Consider the following 22,706-nt stretch of genomic DNA (forward strand, 5'->3'; position numbering starts at 1 on the left):
CGGAGTTGTCGCAGAAGGGGGTACTCTTCTCCGGCACAGGACGTGGAGCCACAGTTAAGTCGCGAGCGGCCAAGGTCTCTCGCGCACATGGCAACGAAGCGTCAAAAAAGACACGGCAGAGGCGTGTAGGCTTTGCCGTAGAAGCCTTACCCCTTTAGGGGGAGGTAGATCACCCTGTGGCCCGAGCAGAACGTCCTTTGGGTGGAAATTGGGATGACATATATTGGGATGACATATCATAAGAGCCAGTGGATGCGGTCCCGAGATATACAGCTGGAGTGCAACGGATGCAGATAGCAATCATCGGCAGTGGAATGGCAGGCCTCGTTGCAGGGTATTTGTGTCGTCAGGCCGGTCACGATGTCACCGTATTTGAATCCGCCGCCTCCCGTGGCATGGACGCTCATACTCTAGAGATCGCGCGTGAAGTCTCGAACGGCGCCGGTAGTGGCTGGGTCGATGTTCCTTTGCGTATCATGAGCTCCGAGGCCTGGCGCACGGTCCTGACACTCTGCCGGCAACTCAAGGTCCCCACGTTTGATATCGACGTCGACCTTTCGTTTAGTTCGCTTGCAGGCGCCACCTGGCTGTCGACAGGGAGATTCATGCGCGGTGATCGTGTGGTGCCGCTGGTTGGGTCGTGGCGTTATTTCAATCTCGATGCACTGACGGTATTTCGGAGCATGCTGCGCCTAAGGCGGGATATCAAAGACAGCAATTTGCTCGCTAGTATCGGTGATATGTCGATCAATGAGTTTTTTACCTCGCGGCGTTATCCACCGCGGTTCTGGAAGGGCTGCCTCCTGCCGGTGCTGGGTACCATCACAACTTGTAGCCGCGAGCATTTGGGGTCCTATCCCGCGCGCGATCTGCTGGCATCCGTCTGGCAGATGATGTACGGCGATAAGCTGCGGCGGCTGTCAGCCGGGACGAGAGATCTGGCGCAGAAGCTCACTCCTGGCCTGCGTTTTATTTCAGGAGCAAAAGTAGTGTCAGTTGAGGCCGCAGGTCAAGGCTTGCGGATCCGCAATGCTGCTGGTGCAGAGCTGCTCGCTGATCACGTTGTAGTGGCAACGCAGGCGAATCAGATCGATTTCCTCCGCGGCGAGGTTGCAGATCTAGAGCACAATGTGCTGCAGGATCTCACTTTTGATGAGGGTGAGTTACTGGTGCACACGGATGAACGCTCGATGCCGCGGCGGCGCAGCGATTGGAAGGCGCTTAATTTTTTGATGGATGACGCGCTCGATCACGACATGTTTACAGTTTGGGTCAATCAGGTTGAGCCCTCGATTAAGCACGAGCCCCCAATATTCCAAACTTGGAATCCGATCGTTCCCATCGATCCCATTAAGATCCTCAGTCGCGTGACCATGCAGCGCTCAGTCGTGACGCCCAAAAGTCGCCACGCCTGGCAGGCACTTGCCGACCTCAGTAAAAAGCCCGGACGGCGTGTTCACTACTGTGGTTCGTGGTCATTTCCCGGTGTGCCATTACTGGAATCGGCAGCAAGGTCAGCGATTAGGGCTGCGGGCGAAATCGGTGTGCAGTGGCAAACTTAAAGGCCGATGCCTTTGATGTCGACACGACGTTGCTTGACGGTTGCGGCCAGTGGGCCAATCTTGGTGATTGGCGTGATGCCGGCTCCTATGATGAGGCTTGCATCGCACTAGCGCGTCGCGTGGGTGAGGCCGCTGCCTTGGCACCGCCGATGTCGGTGCTTGATGTTGCCTGCGGCTACGGTGGAAGTGTGCGGCTTTGGGTTAATGCATTCGGTGTGAGTGTAGTGGACGCTGTTGATCTCAGGCCCGCATGCATCACAGCGCTGCGTGAAGCATCACCGCCAGGCCTGCGTCATGTGTTTACTGCGCATGTTTCGGAGACATTGGAGCTACCAGCCACGGTCCGCTACGACGCTGTCGTGTCGGTCGATGCCGCCTATCACTTTGCTAGTGCCCTCGATCTCGGGCGATTAGCAAGGCGATGCCTATGCCCAGGTGGACGTCTAGCCTATACTACTCTAATCTGGGGGAATCCTGATGCTGCGCGCCCCAATTGGTGGTGCAAATTATTTCTCCAAACGGCGCTTATACCGCAGGCAGCTGTGATGACACCCGGGGCATTGGGGGCTGCACTCGCGGATCTCGGATTTAGTGAAATGCAGATCTCCTACTTAGACGATGAAGTCTTGAGCGGATTTGCACGTTATGTGACCCAGCTCAGCTCTAAACTGAGTTTGGCTCACCGCCTCCGTCCAGCTTGGTGGAAGATTTGGCTCACCGCTCAGGCCTGTCGGCAGCTTCGAGCTTGGGGCCTGCGTTATGCATTAGTGCGGGGAGTGCTTGGAGCCCAGTGATTTACAATTCTGTCATTAGCTCACGATAGTCAATGGATCGGCGTCGCACTCGCTCAGCATAAACAACGTCTCCTTATGCAGATCCTTGAGCCTATTCATAAGTGGCGTGAGAGCCTGTCGCTCGCTACAGGAGTGCCGCGTCACGATCACGGTAAGACCAGCAGCCGCGGCGGCAAGGGCGTCATGGTGACGCAGCTCACCGCAGACTAAGGCATCGGCGCCCACTCTAATGGCCAGGCGCAGGAGGTCGCTAGCGGCGCCGGCGGCGACAGCTACTTTTTTAATGACCACGCCCTCGGTAGGACCCGCGACGAGTACATGGCTGAGACCAAGCTGTGCCTTGACGCGGGCGATCAACTCTTGTGCCGTGGTGGGTGCCACATGACCTACACGTCCCATGCCGACACCTAGAAAGTCACTTTTCGTCCCGGCAACTTCTTTAAACGGCTTAATGGGGATCCGGTCCGTGAGTCCTACGGCGTCTGCTAGTACGTCATTTGTACCACCAATGGCAGCATCTAGGGCCGTGTGCGGTGAGTAGAAGGCGATCCCGTGCCTGAGAGCAACACCCACTGCCGCGCGCGCATCGATTCTCTTCAGTCCGTTGAATATCGGTGGATGATACGCAATGATGAGCCCGGAGCGATGCTGGATCGCTTCGTGGACCACCGGCAATGTCATGTCTATGGTAAGCAGCACCCGGTCGATATCGTCATCAGGATCACCCGCCAAAAGTCCCACATTGTCCCACTCCTCGGCAAACTTCAGAGGAGCGATGGTTTCAAGTGTGCGTACAATTTGGTGAACCTTCATAACTGGTCTACTTAATTGTTGGTGGAGGCGCCGAACCTCCCAGTTTTACTGGTGAATTAGTCGATAAGCGCGGCAACTTCCGTCGCCGTTCTGTAACAGTCTAGGACAATTATTAAATTTGTCATCTACCAACAATTAAGTAGACCAGTTTCAGCGCATTTCATCCAAAGGCTCCCGCGTCAGCAACCAGACCCCCGTCAGCAGGCTGGCGACGAACACGAAGCCAAGATCCATGGTGATGCTGATTTGGCAGTCATTACTGGTAATGGCCCCGAGCATCCTGCGAAGTAGGTCCATGGCATTCTTGCTGGGATTAGTGCCGATCATTGACGCTGTTTGAGCAGTGACTGTGACGAAAATGGCGACCGCCAGAATTTTCAGCCAAGTCCACAGTGTGATGCTACGTTTTGCAAGTACCTCTGGCGTGGGGAGCAGAGCTACGACCAGGAGTAGATGCACGGCGAGCAGGATGGCCGCGTATGCTACCGAATTGACATCAAACCAAGGCACAGCAGCGATTAGAACCACAGTCAGCGAAATGGCTGTGGCTGGTATGAGGCCCATCGTCAGGCGTTCTACACGCAGTAAGGGATTGATCCAGGGATTCTCCTCGTCGTCCTCGTCCTCGTCAAATGGCAGCTGCGTTTGACAAATCAGGTAAGCGATAAAAAAGGCGAGCGACACGCTGATGGCGCCCAGAAATCCCAGTAGTGCCCACCATAGAGCTTCACGGCCAAAGGCGCTTCTGAGAATACTGACATAGCCGCAGGCGAAGAGCAGGAGCTGCGACGACCAAAACCACTGCTCCGGCGTTTGACTCACTAGGCGATAGGCCTGGACAAAAAGATCGGCGTTGGCCACCCACTCGTGCCAATTGCCGGCGGACTGAGTTGTGTAGGTCCAGACAAAGAACTTAACGACATAGAGCCACGTGCCCACTCCCGCCACGGCGCCCGTCGCAATGAGCATGGTGGCGACGGCGAAGGCCACCTTTTCTGTCGGAAACGCTCCCGAGAGGCGCCTTAGCACGCGCAGATAGGGCGCCAAGGTACGGGATCCGACATGCCACAGGGCGTACCCAAGAGCGCCGAAGTAGACGAGCATGGATACATAGCCGATGAGAATACGCAGAGTCATAAACCTCCTCTGATGGCCAACGCAACCTTGAGGGTGGCCAGGAGTGGGGATGGTTTTGGCTTGCAAAACAACTAATTAGTAATAGTAGCAGATTAAATGAGAAGGCGTGAGCTCGTACGGCAAGAGATAAGACAAACAAAAAACCCTACCGCGAAAGAGTCGAGTAGGGTCTTGTATAAAAAGTGGCGGGAGCGAATGGACGATTTTAGAACCTGGTGCCGCGAGGGTATTGGCGAGGTTTGAAATCTGGTTCAACTTGTGTCCATGCGCGTGACATAAAAAAGGTTCGCAAATACAGTATGTTGATTGCATTTGTAAAGTTAAATATAGAAAATTCCGATAATTAAATTGACAATACGAAGGTAGGTGGCGTATCACGCCGCTTAGGAGTCTCACTATGGCGCGCCCCACCATCTCTCTAAAAATTGATCCGAAGGCATTAAGAGCAGCTATAGACGCTCGGAAAATGTCCATGACTGATCTTGCTACCGCGCTTGGAGTCGAGCGTGCGACGCTACACGGGTGGGTAAGTAAGGGCTCGATTCCACCTAACCGACTCTCGTCTTTGGCCAGATCCTTGAGCCTTACCGGCGCCGAGGTTGAGTCATTCAAACCTCGCAAGCAAATTGATGTCCGATTCCGCACACTGCGAAACCTCGAAGTCGAGACCGGTATAGTGAATCAGGTCACCGATCTGGCGCGCACCGTATTCCGGCTCGAGGAACATTTTGGCGCACCGCATATCGATAGTTACAAAAAGCTGCCTAAAGTCGGGTATGAGCACCCACGGAACGTCGCTGAATTCCTTCTGAAGCAGTTCCAGCTTCCCTCTTATCCCTTGTCACTTGAACAGCTAACTCGTGCCTTATTGGTTCGCGGTATTCCTGTCGTCTTCTTGCCTTTTTGGGAAGAGGTCCGTGCAGCCAAAGTTAAGGCATTCACAGCATATCAAGATAGGCTAGGCCTGATTTTCATCGACTCAAACTCTGCCTTTGAAGATGTGCCCTGGTTGATCATTCACGAGTTGACTCACATTGTTAAAAATGACGGTGGCCACGTCACCGCGGCAGAGGAAAAATTTTGTAACCAAGTAGCCATCGAAGTCTGCACTCCTTCTGAATTTTTCGATTCCCGGAAGGATGAATTACGCAATCTATTGACAGGGGTGAGCTTGCCTGCGGCTGTTAACATCGTGCGTGAAATCGCAGATCTACTGGGTGCGAGCTTCAGGGGGGTAGTGCTCAGGGCGAAGGATGCCGGGATTTTTGATTCAAAATCAGGGGTGTGTCGTTACCTGATGACCGCAGCTAGAAACAGCGAATCTCGTCGTGTACTAATTTCTGATTTAATTTGTCCTAAAAACACAGATGATGCGTGTGACTGGGACGCCCTTCTCAAAGACCCCTCCAAGGGGTACCTTATGCATCTGCAAGCATTGGTTAGAGATGGGCTGTTCCAGGGCAAGATTTCTCAAGGTAAGGCCGCTGAGATGCTTGGCATCGATGAGTCCGTGATCGCTGCACTATACGAACGTTGGATGCCAGCAGAAGATGATTCAGCTCCTCTCTGATACCTGTTCCGTCATCAAGTTGCTCGCACCTGGTCTCGACTTGTTTAGGCCGGGTCTTCTCACTGTTGGAGATCTGGTCGTTCACCCTCTTTTGCATCAAGAGGTGAAAAAATGGTGCAAGGAGAAAAAGCAGCGATTGAAGGTCGAGATCGACAGGATCAAGGCGATGCGAGCGCCACCGGGTATCCGGCTGGATAAATTGGCCTTGGATGCGCAATGTGCCATCATTCGATTGGTAGAAGTTCACCTCGATCTTGATATTGGCCACAAAGACCGCGAGTATCTAGCGACTGTCCTTTGTAACGATCAGATGGAGCTCGTCACGAACGATGTCGCGTCGCTGGGTGCGGTAGCCAAAGAGCTAGATGTCAATATTCGATGCGCTGAGGAAATTCTTGTGATTGCTCACCGCGAGGGTGTGGTTAGTAAAAAGCTTATGAATGCTACTATCTCCCATTGGCTCGCTATCCGCGAAATACCTTCGCGGAAAGGTCGCGCGATACTGGCGATGGCTGGCTTTCGGATCTAATTTGCCTTGCGAGATATTTAAAAATATTATTGTTAATTTAAGTGCAGTAGCGCAATAAATAATAAATAGATAGCGATATTGATTTTTTTGTCTTTGCCTCGACCATTATCCGGCTGGTGTCACGACCTAGCTCTTTAGTCACCTCCAGGGAAACGAGACTGTTAGTGTTCGACCACCACGCGATAAAATTTTGGTGACTTCTGCTTCCGAAATTGTTTGACGCATCTATCAAGTGCTGATCATTAAAGATTTTGCAGTCGGTTCAATGGTCAAATAAAATTTGATCATTGCGTCGGCAATATCACTCTTAATTCCCATATCAATTGTACTTTTTCGGCTCTGGCTTACAATAATGTAGTCCTCCGCGTTATTGGAAGTTACGCGTGAAAGCATTGGTTTTTCTCATTCCAAAAGCTTGTATTCATATGCGGGGGATTTAGATAACCGCGAGATTGGTACACAGTTGGTCGACCTGCTAGACTGAATAGAGGGACTCTACGATGCAGTTGATCTTAATTACGTCATTCCCATCGACAGCCTCCAGCTCCTGGTACATCGTCTGTGTGTCTGGGCCGACCTTGGGGATGCCGAAAAGATACATGTCATTCTTGTTGAGCTGAGTGTTGGAGCTCACTATCTGAAAATACCTCTCAAAAAGATCGCTCCGCATGATGCGGTAAAAAACTTTTAAAGACGGCGCCGTCGGCGATGGCTTCTTAGCGACGATGTAGTTCAATCCGTTTTCCAGAAAAAATCCGTTCGGGAGTTCTGATGAAAGGTAGATTCCAACGAATCTACGTTTGTCGCCTTTGTGGCTCCGCCTCCGGCAAATGATGATCTCTTTGAAGCGGTTGCAGTAGGTTTCAATGCTCGACTCAGTCGCGGCATAGCCCTTTTGGGTCCGTCTGCCGTCAAAGTTCTTCCGACCTTTCGTAGTGGCGTAAGGAAAGCGATCTTTTTTAACAGCGACCTCTTGCTGAAACGAGTACCTATCGCCTTCGTTTAAAATGTCATGGCCATAGATAATGCGATAACAGCCAGGCGCACTCTCAGCTTTGAGATAGTCCTTAACACGGTGGAGTACTAACTGACCCGTCGAGAAGGCTAATCCATGCTCCTCGAAATTTGGAAATGCTGAGATCTTCTTAATCCAGCCGAACTCTTGCTGATTCCTGGCTAGCAACATCATCAGGTCGTGGTGACTGAAGAGGTCGGTTTGTCGCACCTGAAACGCTGATCCATCGTGGAAGTCGTCGATGTCCACACATGGCAGGCACGACACGAGATGGTCTTCTGCGGGGGGCAATTTCTCCAGGGAAATGACAACGATCTCTTGGAGGACATCGCCACCGTAGAATTCCTGATTGCGGTTCGTGTAGTAGGAGATCTTCTGGATGCTCGTTTCCTTGCTTAAAAGCTCTCGGAGCCTAAAAAAGTAACGTCCGCCGGTGAAGCTGCGAGGGACAATATACGAAAGTGCGCCCCCAGCTTTAAGAAAGTTAACGCCCTGGATGACGAATGCGCCGTACAAATTGGACACGGAGTAGATTTCTTGGACGGCTTCCTTTATCCGGTCAGGAAGCCTCTTTACTTCGACCCATGGAGGATTGCCGATTACGTAATCGAACTTGCCGCCAAAAGCATCGGTGGCTTTCTCGTCTTCCAGATCGAGGGAGTCTATTTCGTGAAATACAGGAGGGCGGATCTTCCCGCCGAACTTCTGTTCGAAGTTGAGACAAGCAGCTCGGAGAAGTACAGGGTCAATTTCTGCACCTGCTAGATTCGGGATCACCTTCTCGTTGACAGAATTGATTGCTTCCTCCGGAGGGAGACCCTTTTCCTGGAAGAAGGCAATGGCCCTCTCGACAACGTGAATCAGAAAGTTCGCAGTCCCGCAGGACGGGTCAAGGAGCTTGGCGCCGCTAGCGATCCGTTCGATAAAGTTAATTGGAAGGCTGTCGAGAACGATGTCGACGATGTTCTCCTTGGTATGGAACTGCCCAAGGGTCCCCTGCTTTACGTCGAGATCCTCAAGCAGACTAGGATACACAGCGAGGAAGTCATCTGCACATTTCAGTGAGGCTTCCGCCTTCGCGTTAAAGTCGAGGACTTTAGGCAGCACTAAAGCCTGGTCAAAAAAGTCCGAAAAACCAATCGCCATCTGTCGTATCCCCGGTTCTGGATGCGTATGAAGATGGGATTCTAGCACAAACCGCTAGAAGGTTCAATAAAATCGGAGTCTTAAAATGACGCGCGCAAGGACGCCATCCGAGCGAAAACACGAGCAATACTTCGAGCACCTCGTGGCTGAGGGAGAGCGGCCCCCTGCGCGACCGGGTGGGGTAGCGAAGGACACGATCGCTAAGGCCCTGGGCATCATCGCGTTTGACCAGCCAGATCTGATCGACGTGGTCGCCTGCCTGCTGGATACTTCGTTTCCTAGCCTCCTCGTGAAGGATTCCACTCTGGGTCTCACTCTTGCGGATGGGGCGACGACAGCTCACATCGGTTGCTACGTTGGTATGTATATGCGCCATGGCAACAAACTCGATAGAGAAGGCCGTGACTACTGGATCAAGCCGCTTGTCCAAGTCGGAGTTATCCAGCTGGTTACATTTAGACCTGAGAGAGGTGTATTTGTCGATGGCCATCTTCACGCGAAGTCGCCTTACTCTGCGTACAGACTCGAGGCACGCTTCGTAGCGCTACTTTATAGAGCCGACTTCGTCGGCTTACGAAATTTCTTCATTGAGTCGGAAACAGCTAAGCGCCTGACTCTCCATGCTGAGTTGACTCGTCGGTCTATAGCTACCCACGGCTCCAGTCCTCACACCGAGCTAATTCGTCTGGCGTGCGAGAATTACGTTCCGCACTTTCTCCCTGGATACGAAATAGTCTTCGTCGATGATGCAGACGGCGAGCGAGTGTCAGACGAAGAAAAGGAAAAACTCGGGACGCATGGTCTCACCCTTACAATCGAACACTCTTTCCCCGACGTATTACTAATCAATCCTAGCCAATCGGCTCTTTGGTTTATCGAGGCTGTAGTTTCCGATGGCGAAGTCGATGTTACAAAAGTCGAGCGTTTCGTTGTCTATTGCATTCGGCATGGCAAATTGTACGGAGGAGCGACGACCTGCTACCATTCGTGGAAGGCATGTGCAGCGCGCCAGGCAGCTCACAAGAACGCAGCGATTGATTCCAACATCTGGATTGCTGACGACCCTTCTCGACAGATGATTGTGAAAAAAGGGGCGTCCTAGGACTTAATGCGTGTCCAAGTTCTTCCACACATTCTCTGTGGTGGATTTCACCGAAACTGACCAATTGTTATCTACTAAATTAAACTCATTTCACCGCCGCAAGCGAGCTAATTTAAGGGATTTACCTCATGACGCATACGGGCTACTTTTTGACTGCTGAAGACGTCCGCGAACTGGAGGTCATTCGAAGAAATGCTTGAAGAGCCACTTAACCCATATTCTGATGACAACAAGCACGGCAATTGCTGCGATTAGCGCCGCCGCGAATTCGCCGATCGCTAAGGCCATGTTGGGTGGCGCAAAGTCCTTAATAGTCAGGCAGAGACCCTCGTCCGTCAGCAGGTACCCTTCCCCTGTTAGGCAGGTTTCCCAGTCATCGGGGTTGGATTCAGAAGGTCTAGGTGTCTTTTCGTTATTGGCGCTGTTTTGCCCGCCCTTCGTTTTAACGGCAGTAGCAACATTTGCTTGAGCCGTCGTTCCCGTAGCAACGCGTCCGCTACTGACGCCGACGGCGGCGAGCTCGTCCTTAGCCGGTGGCACTGATAGATTCTTTTGGCTTTCGCTGGCTGCTACAGCGTTGCTGTAACGCTGAGCTTGCCTCTTTTCTCTATGAATAGTCACGTCATAAGAGGCGACGGCGACAGTTACTAGGGCCACTACGGCGCCCGAAAAGTAGAGCTTGTCCAGTGTCACGAGGATCTTTCGGGTTGCCGGTTTCACCATGCTTATTGCCTAGTCTTTTTGCCTACAGGTCCGATCTACTTGGTGATCGGAAACTTATGTCTAATCTTTAGAGGGTTCATTTCAGTTCGAGCGTCCGGTGGGCCGACATGGCAGATTTGAGCTACTTTTTAATGGGGGACCCGCAGTCCCCCCACCCCGCACACATGACAACGGCATCCTAAAGCACCTCCACCGCCAACGGGACTCGGTCAATTTCTAAAAAATTATAACTATTCGTATTTACAGGACATTATCAAATCAAATCCCATGCAACAATGCGAAAGATAGTGTAATTCTGCGGGGTAAACCCTTTTAGAGGTGCTAACCCATTGAAGTCATTGAAGCCCCCATTGAGAGAGAACAAGCTGGCAGCACTTTTTATCCCAGGCCCAACCGATACGGATGCCCTGAAGTGGCGATTGTGGCTGATTAAGAAATGGCGTCCCGCGGATTGCGAGCAACTTATAAATTTACTCAAGGCAGGGAAAAAAGATTGGCAGCCTAAGCATGCGCGGATGGCAGAGTCTCTTGCTGATTCGATAGTGATCGACGAAGTTGATCGCGTTGAAATGCTAGCTGGACATATGATCAAGGATGCTGAAAACCTACCCACCAAATCCGTGCAGTATATGCATCGGAATTCGGGTTTATTCGTGAATCCCAAAGACCCCAATCCAGAACTGACCGTGAAGAACTTCCGTGCTAATTTGGTCGACCTACGGGATTCAATTTTCACAGAGTATCTCCCGCGTATTCGCGCAAAATTCGCTGTGCTTGAAGTATTGGCGATTTTGCCCATGAGGCCCACCATCATCAGACTCATCCAGGAAGATCTGACCTATTTGGGCTCAGGTTTTGTTATCAATTGGATCAAAGCCAACCAATATCTTGTGCAGCACGGCAGCAAATCCGAGCAAATTCGGGCTAAGTCAGCCCTTGATAGGCTTGCGAGCGTGATAACCGTTGACCAAAGGAGGCGTATCAAAGGGACAGTAAACCAATGGTTCGTCTATTTTCGGTTCCTTAGAATGTGTGAAGAACTAGATGCCTCTCGGCGCGGTTATCGTCAAACGCTTACGATTGCCCATCGTAGAGCCAAACTGCCAGCCTATGATCGAAAGTATTTTGACAAGTTTTGTGAGGTATTCCGGATCGGTAAAATGCACCAAAATCGGGTACTGAGCCGCCCACCGTCCCACGGAATCAAAGAAATTGTGATCGATTGCCTAATCGAGGACGGCTTGGTGGCCTCCCCCAAAGCTTTTCGTGTTCTTTACACTAAACTAGGTAAACTAGCGAAAAATCACGACTGGATTGGTATCTCTGTCATCGAGAGTTTGCTTGATGCTCGGAGGGTTGCACCCAAAATCAAAATGGTGCCCACTGGAGAAGTGTTTAAATTCATCAATTAAAACAGATAGTTGATGGATTCGCTTTTGCCTACCTAAATCGTCATTTAGCCCGGGAAGATTTTTGAGCCGCTGCAGGTTTCAATACCTGCATGATGATTACTTACACTTGCACAATGTGTGGATTAAAAGGTCCTGGATGCGGATGCCTGGATGGCGTGACCGCATTTTTTGAGATCATGCTGAAGGCGAGTCAGGCCGTATCAAGTACGAAACTTGCGTCAAATCATGTCGGGCCAGATCGGGCTGAAGGTTGTTTAGATAAGCTGATACTGCTGTCGAAAGTAGCCGTGCCACGCGAGAACTTAGAGCGTCGTTTGGCCGAGTCGGGTGTCACGCCACGAGTCTGTACTCTCAAAGATCGCAAGTGGTATTTATTGGGCCGAGACGGAGTCCAGTTTTATCTCGGCCATCCTGAAAATACTCGGATCCACAAAATCATTACCCGTCCCAGCGCCTTCGTAAGCTGGGATGCGTATATTAAGCATCTGAAAGATCTTTGCGGCGACGCTGCCCTTAGCGCCAAGATCCAAAGAATCGATCTGACGGTCGACTACCATACCCCTTTCGCAAATATGCTGCGTTGCTTGGATGTTACCCATAAGCGCATACGTACAGAATATCAGGAGCATTCCGGGATCAAGACGGGCCTTTTGATTGGAGCTGGCGCCAATAAAATCGTTGTTTACGACAAATCTAAAGAACGTGGTGAGCAGTTAGACAGGAGCCGAATCGAAATTCAATTATCAGGAAATGCCGCGCCCAAGGTAACTATCGACGATCTGCCTAGGGCTTTGATCGTGCCTGAATTCAGGCCGTTTAAGTCGCTAAGACTCAGCGATGTGCGGATCGATGTATCTGCAGCCACCCATCCCGAAGCGGTGGTTCACCGCATGGCGGAGTTTGAAACGTTATGGCGTCACAACGGTTTCTACGGTGCGCGCAAGGCGCTGAATGGGTCGCGCAACTTCCAGCGTGATGTGCAGCAACTGCTGACTTTGCAACGTTGGTCTATAGAACCGGATGACGTGTTACGTGAATCATTGAACCGATTTTTTAATCAGGGAGTAAGCCGATGAAGGCGAAGGAGATGCCGAAGATGTCACCGCAGCAAAAGCCCAAGCACAGTTATTTTGCAGGATTGAAAACGGAGTACGATGCGCTTGAATTAGAAGACGTGTACCAGGAGCTTGAGGGGGAGTTTAGCCCAGCGACATTCACGGGCAGAGTCCTACTTCAGCAACTCAGCCTTGATATAGTCCGACTCGGGAGGCTTCAGCGATATGAGGCTGAGGCTTTGCGAGAGGAGTTAAATCCGAGGCGGTATTTTGACGCCGCAGAGTTTGCCGCTGACTGCTCGCGGATTGTGATGGAGGAGGGAGTAAAGGCCCAAGTGTCCGAAAACTTTCTAAAAAAAGTGGACTTAATTTACACCCGCTATGAAACGAACGTTTTCAATCGGATTTTACGGCTCCTTGAAATCCTTAAAGCTCTTCAAATTTGACTGCTTTGACTAGGTCACAATCTGCAAAAGCATAACCATTACTGGGGTTTCAGTATGTTGAATAATGTTGAGGCAAACCGTGCTAAAAACAGGTCCCTTGTCCAGATCAAGGAGGCCGCGAAGTGCCTGGGGATCCATCCCGATACTTTGCGACGCTGGGTAGCTACGGGCAAGTTGCCGTGCCGGCGACATCCCATCAATGGTTATCGGCTTTTTGAATTAACTGAGATTTATAAATTGATCGGGCAAATATACGGAAATGAGTCATAAAGCAGTTTTATACGTCAGAGTGAGCTCGAAGGAACAAGAAGAGAGTGGATTCTCGATACCGGCGCAACGCAAGCTGCTACAAGGCTACGCCCTTGACCATGGGCTGAGTGTCGTAGCTCAATTCGAGGAGGCTGAAACCGCCAAGACTGCAGGGCGAGCAGCATTCAATAAGATGTTGAAGTTCTTGGCCGACAATCCCGGAATCAGGCATATCCTCGTAGAAAAGACGGACCGTCTTTATCGCAATTTTAGCGATTACAGTGCTCTCAATTTTGAGGCGATGGGGCTTAACGTACATCTTGTGAAGGAAGGGGAGGTACTTCATCGTGACTCCAGGTCTCACCAGAAGTTCATCCATGGCATCAAGGTGCTCATGGCCAAGAATTACAGCGACAACCTTAGCGAGGAAGTGCGTAAGGGTCACACGCAAAAGGCCGAAGAGGGTGAGTGGCCTAGTTGTGCGCCGATAGGGTACGTAAATCAGCTGCACGACCACATTATCGTCCCTGATACCCACACGGCACCGCTGATACGCCTGGCTTTTGAACTCATGGCATCAGGTGGGTATAGCTTGGCGAAGTTAAAACGCCATCTATATAACAAGGGGCTACGCTCTCAGCGCGCCAAGACGGAACTCGGTAAGTCAGCCATGCAGCGGATTTTGACTAACCCAATTTACTACGGTGGCTTCATTTGGAACGGCAAATACTACAAGGGTAAACACACCCCAATCATTGATAAAATCCTGTTTGATCGAGTGCAGGCTGTACTCGGGCTCAATAGTAAACCCGGTCTAACAAAGCGTGAGTTTGCGTATACCGGTCTAATGACATGCGCAGTTTGCGGGTGCGCCATCACTGCCGAAGAGCACCGTAAGCCCTCAGGCAAGATTTATGTGTATTACCGATGCACTAATGGCCGCGGACTATGCAAGAAGCTCGTCTATCTGTCGGAGGGAAAGTTAGAGAACCAGTTCAAACGGGTCATCGAGCGCATCAGTATCCCGCTTGAGATTGTCGAACTTACTCGCCATTCGCTGCTGCAAAGCTCCAAGCAGGAGCAAGAAATACAGGCAGCATCAATTGCCAAGCTCCATGCGCGCTATGCCCGGATTCAACGACTCCTGGGCGCTGCTTACGAAGACAAGTTGGAGGGGAAAATCGATGCTGAGTTATGGGAAGCCAAGACAGCTGAATGGAAGCGGGAGCAGGCGGACATCCAAGCTCAGTTGAATGGCCTGAAGGCCGCAGACACGTCGTACATGCTCGAGGGGGTCAGGCTTTTAGAACTCGCGCAAAGGGCTGCTGAGTTGTTTCCCGGCATGTCTTGCGATGACAAACGCCAGTTGCTCAAAACGATACTATTGAACCCGAAGCTTGATGGCGCAACGTTGCAATATGAATACAAAAAACCCTTCTCAATGTTCGAGAAGGGTCTTTCATTTGAAAAGTGGCGGGATGGACGGGACTTGAACCCGCGGCCTCCGGCGTGACAGGCCGGCGTTATAACCAACTTAACTACCACCCCGCATTTGGTGGTCCGAATCACTTGTTATCGCGTCCGGTTGCAGGAAAGTAGCAACCTTCCCCCAAGGTGTCAACGGTCAGTTGAAAAAAAATTAAGATCTCCTTTTCGCCCCGCCACGACAAATGCCGCTAGCATGCGTTAACCTAATGATATAAGTGGACTGCTTGCAAAGGGGAGTGGGTCTGTGAGTACACCGCGTACTGTGTTTATCGTCGATGATCAGGAGTCCATACTGACGACCGTGGCATCGGTCCTTGGCGATGAGTCCTATCGGGTGGAAACCTTTGCCAGCGCCGAGGCTTTAGCCATCGGGCTGCGTGAGTCGGTGCCGGACCTGATCTTGCTTGATATCTGGCTACCGGGTATCGATGGCCTTGAGGCACTGGCATCGTTGCGCCAGAAACATCCGCGTCTTCCGGTCATTCTCATGAGCGGTCATGCTGGCGTTGATATCGCCGTCAAGGCGATGAAGATCGGCGCCAGCGATTTTCTCGAGAAGCCGCTCAATCTCGATCACCTACTCGACAAGATTGCGACGCATTTGCCGCCAGTTGAGGGGGGCAAGACGGCGCCGTCCAAGGCCGAGTCGGCGCCGACCTTAGGCACGGGATCCTTCGGTGCGGTGACTCTGAGTCCGTCGAAGCAGCCTCAGCGCACACTCAAAGGCAACGCGGTTCTTAATGGTGTGGGCCTACTCAGTGGGCGGCCTACAGGGATCATCATCACGCCAGCACCGCTTGATAGCGGTATCGTCTTCCGCACGCTCGATGGTGTGGTGATACCTGCTCATATCACGGCGCTAGAAAACTTCGAGGCGATGACGGGCGCAAGTGCGCGGCCGTTCACAGCCAATTCGACGACGCTCGCCAAGGGCGGGCGCCATATCCGTACAGTAGAGCATCTGCTTGCCGCACTGCATATGATGGGAGTGACCAACGCCCTCATTAAAGTCGAGGAAGAAATCCCCAACGTCGACGGCTCGGCGATGGATTACTGCCGCATTATTGCCGCCGCCGGGATCGAGGATCAAAAACGCCCACGCATCGATATCGTTGTTAATAAAAAGATTGGCGTCGGTGCCGAGAGTGTCGGCGAAAAGCACGTATACGTCGAGCCTTTTGATGGGTTCGAGGTCGTGCTAAGAGTCGACTATCCAGCTCCCATTGGCGAGCAGCGCTTCCACTTTAACGCTGCAAAACAAAGTTTTGTTGACGAGATAGCCCCAGCGCGGTCCTTCAATACCTTTGAAAATATCGACATGGCCCAACAAAAGGGTATGGTCGGGTCGGGATATCTGAACTCCCACATCATCATTCATGAAGGCAAAGTCATAAACACTAAGCTTAACTATCCCGATGAATTCGTTCGTCACAAGATGCTGGACCTATTGGGGGACCTCTTCCTGCTCGGTCACAATCTCCGGGGCAGGGTAGTCGGTAACATGACCTCTCACGGTCTCAATCAATCGCTCGCGCTGAAAATCCATCAGGAGCTATCCCAGCGCTGATGGACGGTACGGTATGCTTTTAGTTCAGAGTCTGGTGTTTACGGCGATTGGCGTGCTTGGTGCGGGAGTGCCGCTTTTTCTGGGGCGTCAGCGCGGTATTCCGCTGTGGCTTCTGCCTTTGGCGACGGGACTTATGGTGGGTTTGGCGTCGTTTGGTCTTTTGCCCGAGGTGATCCACGAGGGCGGTAAACTCAGTGCCACCGTGGTCCTGACGGTGGCGGTCGTTTACTCGATCTTTCACCTGCTGCATGTCAGTCAGCATGCGCACCTGACCCACGATCATTCGTCGGGGCATTGTGATCACCATCATGACGGTGACGATGAAATTGCCTCGGGTGATAATCGTAAGCCGCTACTTCTCTTCTTTTCGTCCATCGTGCTGCACTCGCTATTTGACGGTGCTCTTCTCGTCATCTCGAACAATCTGGTACAGGCAGCATTCGTCACCGTCATGGTGTCGCTGGCTATTCATAAGCTCTTTGAAGCCATGTCGGTGTCGTCCATTCTGCTTGGACGACAGGGCAGCGTGCAGAGGGCGATACCGTTGGTGGCGCTTTATCTGGTGAGTTTTCCGACGGGAGTGGTGGTTGCTAGTGTGCTTAGGACCTTTGTGCGCGATGAGCTACTCCACCCTTTTGCCTTATTAGTCATGGCAGCAGCCATAGGAAATCTGGTGAGCTGTCTACTCTATGACTTTGTCTTGCCAAGTTTGCGGCGGTTTAAACACGCTAAAGAGGAGCTGGCTTGGCTAGCTCTCGGCGTTGTCGTCGCAGCAGTAGTCTTAATTTGGCTCTAGCTTATCAATGAAATCAGCCCCAACCACGCTGTGGTCGGGGCCTTGAGAACCATATGTCTTTGTCAGGAGCTTTACCTGGCCCCGCCGAGGCAGGACCAAATCCAGTTTGTTTACTAACTCACTTGGCAATCAGCGGCATAGTTTGGCGTAGACCTTGGGCGAAGATCGCTTGTGCCTGCTGATTAGCTTGCTGCTGGGTCAGGCCGGTGATTTGTTGGATCACGGTAACTTCGAGTAGGCTGCTGTTGCGATATGGGTTGTTGACCGCGTCACAATCAGCTACACCCCAGCCGGTATTGAAGCAGGCGATATTCGGGAGAGCTGCAGCACTGACGTAGAATGTCGTGACGTAGGCATTAACCCAAGAGGATCCAGCTTGTGTTAGGCCGCCGATCACTACTTGCGCCTGGCAGCTCAGCATAATCGTGTGCACGATACCACCCCAGAAGCTGGGCATGATCGGGATCACCGGAGTTGCTTGCACGAGCTGACCGCCGCAGAGGAAGTCGAATTTGCTCATCCCCTTCTTGCCGTCGTGCTCGTATGGCAAGACGTTATCGAACAAGTTCAGTTCCAGGCTCATAAACGGATTGGCTGGATTGGTGGCCGTCAGTAGGTGATTTAAACCCTGGTAGTTCGACTTAACCCAATCGATAGGTTGCACGAAGTTGGTGGGTGGTGTCGTGTAGCAGTATTGGTACTGCTCACTCACGGCGTTAGGTATGATCGCTGCGAGGTCAAAAGGACCAGCGCAGAAGTAGTTGCCGATGTAGGTTGGATCGTTGCGCACCATGTAGAATTGTTGCGCACCCTGGGTATTCCAATTAGTAGCGTATTCTTGCATGTGCATGTTGGCTGGCAAGGTAAACGCGTAGTATTTACCGACGCCAAAGGTCTGCGGCACGACGGGCGGTGGTGTGGCTGGCTTGGCCTCAACCGGGGGCACCGCTGCGCCGCCGCCAGCTACGATGGCTCCACCAGTTGCAACTTTTTCCGTTGCGACTACAGTCTTCTCGATGGCGACGGTGGTGTTTGCCTGATTGAAACCAACAGGTGGTACAGGTTGTTGAAACGGCACGCCAGGACCGACCGGTGCTGGTGCCTTGGCTTGACCAACGGCGTCACCGTCAGTCTGTTTCAGTGGTGCAGCCAGGGGCGCCGTTGCTGGAGCCGGGCTACTGCTCTTGCTACCGCAGCCGATGGCTAGGGCGGTAAATCCGACGAATACGGAGACGCGAGAAATAGTCGAGGAGAGACTCATGATAGGCTCCTTTAGTTTGGAAACTAAGACATGGTTCTGAGCACGTATTTCATCAACGAAAGTGATATTAATATAGCTTTTTATTAAAAGCAATGTCTTTTTTATAAAAATTAAAAAATAATAAATAAAACAAACCATTATATTAATAATGGCATGGATATTAGGTTGTTACGATAATGGTTAGGGTGCCTCGGAAGGCGTTTCCGCCAGGGTGGTCGCAGCTAACTGGCGGTAAAAACCACCAGCCGCGTAGAGTTGCGCATGGTTACCGCGCTCGACTATCTGGCCTTGGTTCATAACCAATATTTGATCACAGCGGCGCACCGTCGATAGACGGTGGGCAATGACAATGACTGTGCGGTGAGCCAAGAGGCGCCCTGTGGCCTCCTGGATGATCGTCTCTGACTCAGGATCGATGGACGATGTGGCTTCATCGAGCACAATCACCGCGGGCGAGGTGACGAGCGCGCGGGCAAAGACGATCAGCTGCTTTTGCCCCTGCGACAGATTGCCACCTTGCTCGCGAATCTCGTAATCATATCCACCTGGAAGGCGATCGATAAATGCCGCTGCACCGATCTCTTGCGCGGCCTTGATCATGTGTTGGCGCTCGACTCCAGGGCGTTCGAGTCCGATATTAAAAGCTATCGTCCCGTCAAAGAGGGCGATGTCTTGTGGTACCACCGCCATGTGACTACGCAGCGACGTGGGCTCAAGATCCTTGAGATCCAGCGGGCCGATTTTGATAGCACCCGAGTAACCATCATATAGTTTAGTGAGAAGCTTGATGATCGTGGACTTACCGCTGCCAGTGGCTCCGACCAAGGCAAGCGAGTGCCCAGCTTTTAATGCAAAGCTAATGCCCCGCAGGACTGGCGCCTGGACCGCGTCCTTATGATAGCTGAAGCTCACATCGCTAAAGACGATGTCTCCAGAGATTTTGCTTACTGCTTGGTTGCCCTCGATGCGCTCGTCTCTACCGAGCACCCCGAACACCCGGTCGATTGAGGTGAAGGCGCCCTGCAGCATGGCCATCTTGTTGCCGAGTTGTTTGAGGGGTTCGAACAGTTGCTGAATGTATTGAACAAAGGCAACCAGGACGCCAGCCGTAATCACTGATGCCGACGCACCACTAGCGCTATCCGCGATGAAGCCGCTGACGATTAGCCACAGAACCAAACCCAGCGTGATGGAAGCAATCCCGTCCAGAACGGCAAACATCGCAGCATCGAGTATGACGCTCGACATCTGCGCGTCACGATATTCTGTGTTCAGCTTGTCATACGTTGCGGCGACGGTCTTCTCGGCGCCGAGCAGTTTCAGAGTGGTGTGGCCGTAAAAACACTCCTGCGTGTAGGCATTCAGAGTCGCAATCTTCACACGTGCTCTGGTCATGGCTGTTTTAAGTGCAGCCGAAAACCACTGCACGACCCAAGTCACGAGCGGCAGTATGGCCAAGGCCACGAGAGCCAGATGCCAGTTGAGGAGAAACATCCCGATCACGCAGCCAATCAGGACGGCGACGTCGACGATCGAGTTGAGCACACCTAGATTGAGAGATTCGCTGAGATTGTCAAAATCGCTGGTAGCGCGTGTCACCAGCGTGCCACTCAGCGTGCGGTCGTGATAGGAAGCTGGTAAATCAAGCACATGCCGCATGACTTTGTCGCGCATGATCTTGATCATGCGTAGCACCGCTAGGGACGAAGCTATCGTTTGGCCAGATCTTGCTAAGTATTCGGTCGCTACTGCCACCAGATAGAAGGCTGATCCGATCAGGAGCTTACCGCTGTCGCCCTTGATCACTCCCTGGTCGATCGTCTGCCGCAAAATCAGTGGCAACGCGGACTGCAGGGCAGAAATGATGGGAATCAGGGCGGCAGCCAGCCAAATGAGCCGACGATCCTGGCGCAGATAAGGCCAAAGACGACCTAGACCGCGGAGGTCGCCCAGAAAGCCAGTTGACGTAGCATGGCTATCCCCGGCAGAGGCATGGCTTAAAGATCGTGTTCTCATGACTCGTACGCTAGCAGATCACGTGGCGTCGCGCCATGGTCCTATGCGCAGAAGATGCGCCATCATGCGACCTCTTCTAGGCTGTCCGATTTACGTCCAATGACCATCAGGCAAATATCGTCCTCTGCTGGGACATCACTCGTGTGGCTACGGAACTGCGCAAGGATCTCGTCTCTGAGGGCCGTGGCCGAGCGCACGCTACTAATTTTGCCGAATTGCCGTTGGAACGGCCTGTAGAATCCGCGGCCATCTTTACTCCGGGCCTCGGTGAGACCGTCGGTGTAGAAGACGATGAGATCGCGTTTACCGATGTTATACGTGGCATTGACATAGCCTTGCCCCGTTTTATCCCAACGATCCTCACCGCCAAGCATGTTTTGCTGCAGCCTCGATAAGGGCTCGGCCTTGGTACTGCCAGCATCAGACTGTCTGAGGAGCAATGGAAAGGTATGGCCGGCGTTACAGATGGCGAGTGTACCAACCTCGAAATTAACCTGCGCGGCGACGCAGGTCATTCGGAGTGTGCTCTTACCTAATAACTTACGCATGACCGTTGCTAGGTGCGTGATGATATCTGCGGGCGTCATAAATGTTGCCGCCTGCTGCCCCTTGATCAAGCCCTCGACGAGCGTCATGGCCCCGGCCATCGCCGTAGTGATGAGTCCCTGCGCTAAGCCGTGACCAGTGACGTCTCCCATAATGACGAAGACGTTGCGGCCGTCACTGGATTCAATCACACTAAACCAGTCACCACCGACACGTAAGACGGGCTCGTAGTGGTCCGCCACGACGACACTCTGGGGAGGATTCGATTTATAGTCGAAGACCATAGACTGTTGCATGGTCTCAGCAACCTGAAGTTCGGTGTCGATGAATGCTTTCTCGCGAATTTCTGAGAGGCGAATCAGGCCCATCGTGGCGAGCGACAGGAGGGATCGCAGCAGCTGCACGGTCATGACGTCGGCCATGGTGCCGAAAGCCACAGTGATCGTGCCGATCATGCGGTCACGGGACTTCAAGGGGAAAGCGAAAACTTTACGTTCATCGGCGACAAGTTCATGAGTTGCGAGAGAGGCGGCGTCAGCCTCGAATACTTGTCCGTGCATTCCGATATATGAGGTCAATCCGCGGTCGGAGAGTCCGTTGCCGTTAGCTGCATTAAAGGCGAAGGTGACCGTTTCGCAATTGGTGACTCGGAACGCCTGAACCATGGTTTGCCGGATGAGAGCGTCGGTTGTGGCGCAAGAAAATATATCAAGGATAGCGACATTGAGGGTCTCTAGCTTGGTTTGATTTTGCTGGAGCACCTCTTCCCGGCTCTGGATCTCTTTGGCCATGAGCTGTACTTTATCGGCGATCATGGCGATTTCGGCCTGGCGCGCTGGTAGCATCTTGTACTGATAATTGCCGGCTGCTATGTGGCTTAGTTCGGCAGAGAGAGCGTCTAGAGGTACGCGCAGAAACCGTTGCAGTATCCTGGTCGTGGCTCCGAAGAGGCTCACCGATATGGACGCAAACACCAGCACCGAGTAGAGAATGGACTCGATCTGTTTGCGCCGGCTTTCGCGGTCGGCAAATCTAATCTGAATCCGTCCAATGAGCTGCGGGCCGTCTCGTTCGTCCTGCCGCACGATGTCTCGCGTCAGCGTTAGCGAGCTTGAGTGCGAGTTGCTTTGCCATGGCACACGGATGGTCTGGGATATTTCTTTATGCTGGGCTGTTTCCTGAATTTCTGTCAACTCAATGTCGCTGACAATTCCCGATTGGCGGTAGATCGCGATAATTTTTTCAAGTTCCTCGCGATTGATGTTCCACATTGGAGTTACTAAGACCGACGCCAAATTGTTGGCTGTCTCTTCCGCCTTTTCACGCAAAGCTAAGTTGTCGCGGTTAAGGGTGATGATGTAGTTCGTTGTCGCTGCCAAGACAAAAACTATGAGCAAAACCCGAACGAGTCGCACGGTAAGATCCCGAGCAATCGTTGGGCGTTTGTTTTCTGGTTCTTTACGATTCTGCAACATCTAG

19 protein-coding genes, 1 tRNA gene and 1 pseudogene are annotated in these 22,706 nt (G+C 52.2%); 13 read left to right on the forward strand and 8 right to left on the reverse strand.

The window, feature by feature from the left end; all coding sequences use genetic code 11:
- Positions 1 to 287: 287 nt before the first annotated feature.
- Together FJ146_12260 and FJ146_12265 are read left to right on the forward strand one after the other, a co-directional pair.
- On the forward strand, positions 288 to 1,562 hold the full coding sequence (locus FJ146_12260) for an FAD-binding protein (GenBank protein MBM4252739.1): 1,275 nt from the start codon (positions 288 to 290) through the stop codon (positions 1,560 to 1,562).
- Positions 1,550 to 2,356, forward strand: a complete 807-nt coding sequence (locus tag FJ146_12265; GenBank protein MBM4252740.1) for a methyltransferase domain-containing protein — start codon at positions 1,550 to 1,552, stop codon at positions 2,354 to 2,356. The genes FJ146_12260 and FJ146_12265 overlap by 13 nt, the downstream gene beginning before the upstream one ends.
- A gap of 15 nt (positions 2,357 to 2,371) precedes the next feature.
- Here FJ146_12265 and FJ146_12270 read toward each other — a convergent pair whose 3' ends face one another.
- Together FJ146_12270 and FJ146_12275 are read right to left on the reverse strand one after the other, a co-directional pair.
- Positions 2,372 to 3,169, reverse strand: coding sequence for a Nif3-like dinuclear metal center hexameric protein (locus tag FJ146_12270; protein MBM4252741.1), 798 nt, complete (start codon positions 3,167 to 3,169; stop codon positions 2,372 to 2,374).
- Positions 3,170 to 3,319: 150 nt separating this feature from the next.
- A complete protein-coding gene (locus FJ146_12275) occupies positions 3,320 to 4,306 on the reverse strand; it encodes a hypothetical protein (GenBank protein ID MBM4252742.1) in 987 nt (328 codons plus the stop codon).
- A 397-nt stretch (positions 4,307 to 4,703) separates the two neighbouring features.
- Between FJ146_12275 and FJ146_12280 the strand changes: the two genes are divergently transcribed.
- A complete protein-coding gene (locus tag FJ146_12280; GenBank protein MBM4252743.1) occupies positions 4,704 to 5,876 on the forward strand; it encodes an ImmA/IrrE family metallo-endopeptidase in 1,173 nt (390 codons plus the stop codon).
- Positions 5,857 to 6,405 (forward strand): hypothetical protein, encoded by a 549-nt coding sequence (locus FJ146_12285; protein MBM4252744.1) that lies wholly within the window; start codon positions 5,857 to 5,859, stop codon positions 6,403 to 6,405. The genes FJ146_12280 and FJ146_12285 overlap by 20 nt, the downstream gene beginning before the upstream one ends.
- Before the next feature lie 475 nt (positions 6,406 to 6,880).
- Here the strand turns inward: FJ146_12285 and FJ146_12290 are convergent, their stop codons facing one another.
- Positions 6,881 to 8,566 carry a hypothetical protein gene (locus FJ146_12290; protein MBM4252745.1) on the reverse strand — a complete coding sequence of 562 codons (1,686 nt, stop codon included), beginning with the start codon at positions 8,564 to 8,566 and terminating at the stop codon, positions 6,881 to 6,883.
- An 85-nt stretch (positions 8,567 to 8,651) separates the two neighbouring features.
- On the opposite strand from FJ146_12290, the gene FJ146_12295 reads away from it, so the two are divergent.
- Complete coding sequence (locus tag FJ146_12295) at positions 8,652 to 9,668, forward strand: hypothetical protein (GenBank protein ID MBM4252746.1); 1,017 nt, start codon at positions 8,652 to 8,654, stop codon at positions 9,666 to 9,668.
- 180 nt (positions 9,669 to 9,848) lie between these two features.
- Here FJ146_12295 and FJ146_12300 read toward each other — a convergent pair whose 3' ends face one another.
- On the reverse strand, positions 9,849 to 10,391 hold the full coding sequence (locus FJ146_12300; protein ID MBM4252747.1) for a hypothetical protein: 543 nt from the start codon (positions 10,389 to 10,391) through the stop codon (positions 9,849 to 9,851).
- A 329-nt stretch (positions 10,392 to 10,720) separates the two neighbouring features.
- On the opposite strand from FJ146_12300, the gene FJ146_12305 reads away from it, so the two are divergent.
- The 6 genes and pseudogenes from FJ146_12305 to FJ146_12330 all read left to right on the forward strand — a co-directional run bounded on the left by FJ146_12305 (position 10,721) and on the right by FJ146_12330 (position 15,066).
- Positions 10,721 to 11,803 (forward strand): hypothetical protein, encoded by a 1,083-nt coding sequence (locus tag FJ146_12305; protein ID MBM4252748.1) that lies wholly within the window; start codon positions 10,721 to 10,723, stop codon positions 11,801 to 11,803.
- Between the two features lie 155 nt (positions 11,804 to 11,958).
- The gene (locus FJ146_12310) at positions 11,959 to 12,879 is read left to right on the forward strand and encodes a hypothetical protein (GenBank protein ID MBM4252749.1); all 921 of its coding nucleotides are present in this window, start codon (positions 11,959 to 11,961) and stop codon (positions 12,877 to 12,879) included.
- A complete protein-coding gene (locus tag FJ146_12315) occupies positions 12,876 to 13,304 on the forward strand; it encodes a hypothetical protein (GenBank protein MBM4252750.1) in 429 nt (142 codons plus the stop codon). Before FJ146_12310 ends, FJ146_12315 begins: the two co-directional genes overlap by 4 nt.
- A gap of 54 nt (positions 13,305 to 13,358) precedes the next feature.
- Positions 13,359 to 13,574 carry a MerR family DNA-binding transcriptional regulator gene (locus FJ146_12320; protein ID MBM4252751.1) on the forward strand — a complete coding sequence of 72 codons (216 nt, stop codon included), beginning with the start codon at positions 13,359 to 13,361 and terminating at the stop codon, positions 13,572 to 13,574.
- Positions 13,564 to 14,025: pseudogene (locus FJ146_12325) on the forward strand (recombinase family protein). Before FJ146_12320 ends, FJ146_12325 begins: the two are co-directional and overlap by 11 nt.
- Before the next feature lie 375 nt (positions 14,026 to 14,400).
- On the forward strand, positions 14,401 to 15,066 hold the full coding sequence (locus FJ146_12330) for a hypothetical protein (protein ID MBM4252752.1): 666 nt from the start codon (positions 14,401 to 14,403) through the stop codon (positions 15,064 to 15,066).
- On the opposite strand, the gene FJ146_12335 is transcribed toward FJ146_12330, so the two are convergent.
- Positions 15,025 to 15,101, reverse strand: a tRNA-Asp gene (locus FJ146_12335). The genes FJ146_12330 and FJ146_12335 overlap by 42 nt on opposite strands.
- Before the next feature lie 184 nt (positions 15,102 to 15,285).
- Between FJ146_12335 and lpxC the strand changes: the two genes are divergently transcribed.
- Positions 15,286 to 16,608 carry a UDP-3-O-[3-hydroxymyristoyl] N-acetylglucosamine deacetylase gene (gene lpxC, locus FJ146_12340; protein ID MBM4252753.1) on the forward strand — a complete coding sequence of 441 codons (1,323 nt, stop codon included), beginning with the start codon at positions 15,286 to 15,288 and terminating at the stop codon, positions 16,606 to 16,608.
- Positions 16,609 to 16,621: 13 nt separating this feature from the next.
- Complete coding sequence (locus tag FJ146_12345) at positions 16,622 to 17,404, forward strand: hypothetical protein (protein MBM4252754.1); 783 nt, start codon at positions 16,622 to 16,624, stop codon at positions 17,402 to 17,404.
- 118 nt (positions 17,405 to 17,522) lie between these two features.
- Here the strand turns inward: FJ146_12345 and FJ146_12350 are convergent, their stop codons facing one another.
- The 3 genes from FJ146_12350 to FJ146_12360 all read right to left on the reverse strand — a co-directional run bounded on the left by FJ146_12350 (position 17,523) and on the right by FJ146_12360 (position 22,702).
- Complete coding sequence (locus FJ146_12350; GenBank protein MBM4252755.1) at positions 17,523 to 18,665, reverse strand: hypothetical protein; 1,143 nt, start codon at positions 18,663 to 18,665, stop codon at positions 17,523 to 17,525.
- A gap of 180 nt (positions 18,666 to 18,845) precedes the next feature.
- Positions 18,846 to 20,681, reverse strand: a complete 1,836-nt coding sequence (locus FJ146_12355) for an ABC transporter ATP-binding protein (protein MBM4252756.1) — start codon at positions 20,679 to 20,681, stop codon at positions 18,846 to 18,848.
- Positions 20,682 to 20,743: 62 nt separating this feature from the next.
- The gene (locus FJ146_12360; GenBank protein MBM4252757.1) at positions 20,744 to 22,702 is read right to left on the reverse strand and encodes a serine/threonine-protein phosphatase; all 1,959 of its coding nucleotides are present in this window, start codon (positions 22,700 to 22,702) and stop codon (positions 20,744 to 20,746) included.
- Between the last annotated feature and the right edge of the window lie 4 nt (positions 22,703 to 22,706).

This window comes from Deltaproteobacteria bacterium (genome assembly GCA_016874735.1).
GTDB lineage: Bacteria > Bdellovibrionota_B > Oligoflexia > Oligoflexales > CAIYRB01 > CAIYRB01.

What these genes read in the sequence shown, in the direction of transcription:
- FJ146_12260 (MBM4252739.1), top strand. Translation starts at nt 288, where the DNA reads ATGCAGATAGCAATCATCGGCAGTGGAATGGCAGGCCTCGTTGCAGGG.
- FJ146_12270 (MBM4252741.1), bottom strand. Translation starts at nt 3,169, where the DNA reads ATGAAGGTTCACCAAATTGTACGCACACTTGAAACCATCGCTCCTCTG.
- FJ146_12275 (MBM4252742.1), bottom strand. Translation starts at nt 4,306, where the DNA reads ATGACTCTGCGTATTCTCATCGGCTATGTATCCATGCTCGTCTACTTC.
- FJ146_12280 (MBM4252743.1), top strand. Translation starts at nt 4,704, where the DNA reads ATGGCGCGCCCCACCATCTCTCTAAAAATTGATCCGAAGGCATTAAGA.
- FJ146_12285 (MBM4252744.1), top strand. Translation starts at nt 5,857, where the DNA reads ATGATTCAGCTCCTCTCTGATACCTGTTCCGTCATCAAGTTGCTCGCA.
- FJ146_12290 (MBM4252745.1), bottom strand. Translation starts at nt 8,566, where the DNA reads ATGGCGATTGGTTTTTCGGACTTTTTTGACCAGGCTTTAGTGCTGCCT.
- FJ146_12295 (MBM4252746.1), top strand. Translation starts at nt 8,652, where the DNA reads ATGACGCGCGCAAGGACGCCATCCGAGCGAAAACACGAGCAATACTTC.
- FJ146_12300 (MBM4252747.1), bottom strand. Translation starts at nt 10,391, where the DNA reads ATGGTGAAACCGGCAACCCGAAAGATCCTCGTGACACTGGACAAGCTC.
- FJ146_12315 (MBM4252750.1), top strand. Translation starts at nt 12,876, where the DNA reads ATGAAGGCGAAGGAGATGCCGAAGATGTCACCGCAGCAAAAGCCCAAG.
- FJ146_12320 (MBM4252751.1), top strand. Translation starts at nt 13,359, where the DNA reads ATGTTGAATAATGTTGAGGCAAACCGTGCTAAAAACAGGTCCCTTGTC.
- FJ146_12330 (MBM4252752.1), top strand. Translation starts at nt 14,401, where the DNA reads ATGACATGCGCAGTTTGCGGGTGCGCCATCACTGCCGAAGAGCACCGT.
- FJ146_12345 (MBM4252754.1), top strand. Translation starts at nt 16,622, where the DNA reads ATGCTTTTAGTTCAGAGTCTGGTGTTTACGGCGATTGGCGTGCTTGGT.
- FJ146_12350 (MBM4252755.1), bottom strand. Translation starts at nt 18,665, where the DNA reads ATGAGTCTCTCCTCGACTATTTCTCGCGTCTCCGTATTCGTCGGATTT.
- FJ146_12355 (MBM4252756.1), bottom strand. Translation starts at nt 20,681, where the DNA reads ATGAGAACACGATCTTTAAGCCATGCCTCTGCCGGGGATAGCCATGCT.
- FJ146_12360 (MBM4252757.1), bottom strand. Translation starts at nt 22,702, where the DNA reads ATGTTGCAGAATCGTAAAGAACCAGAAAACAAACGCCCAACGATTGCT.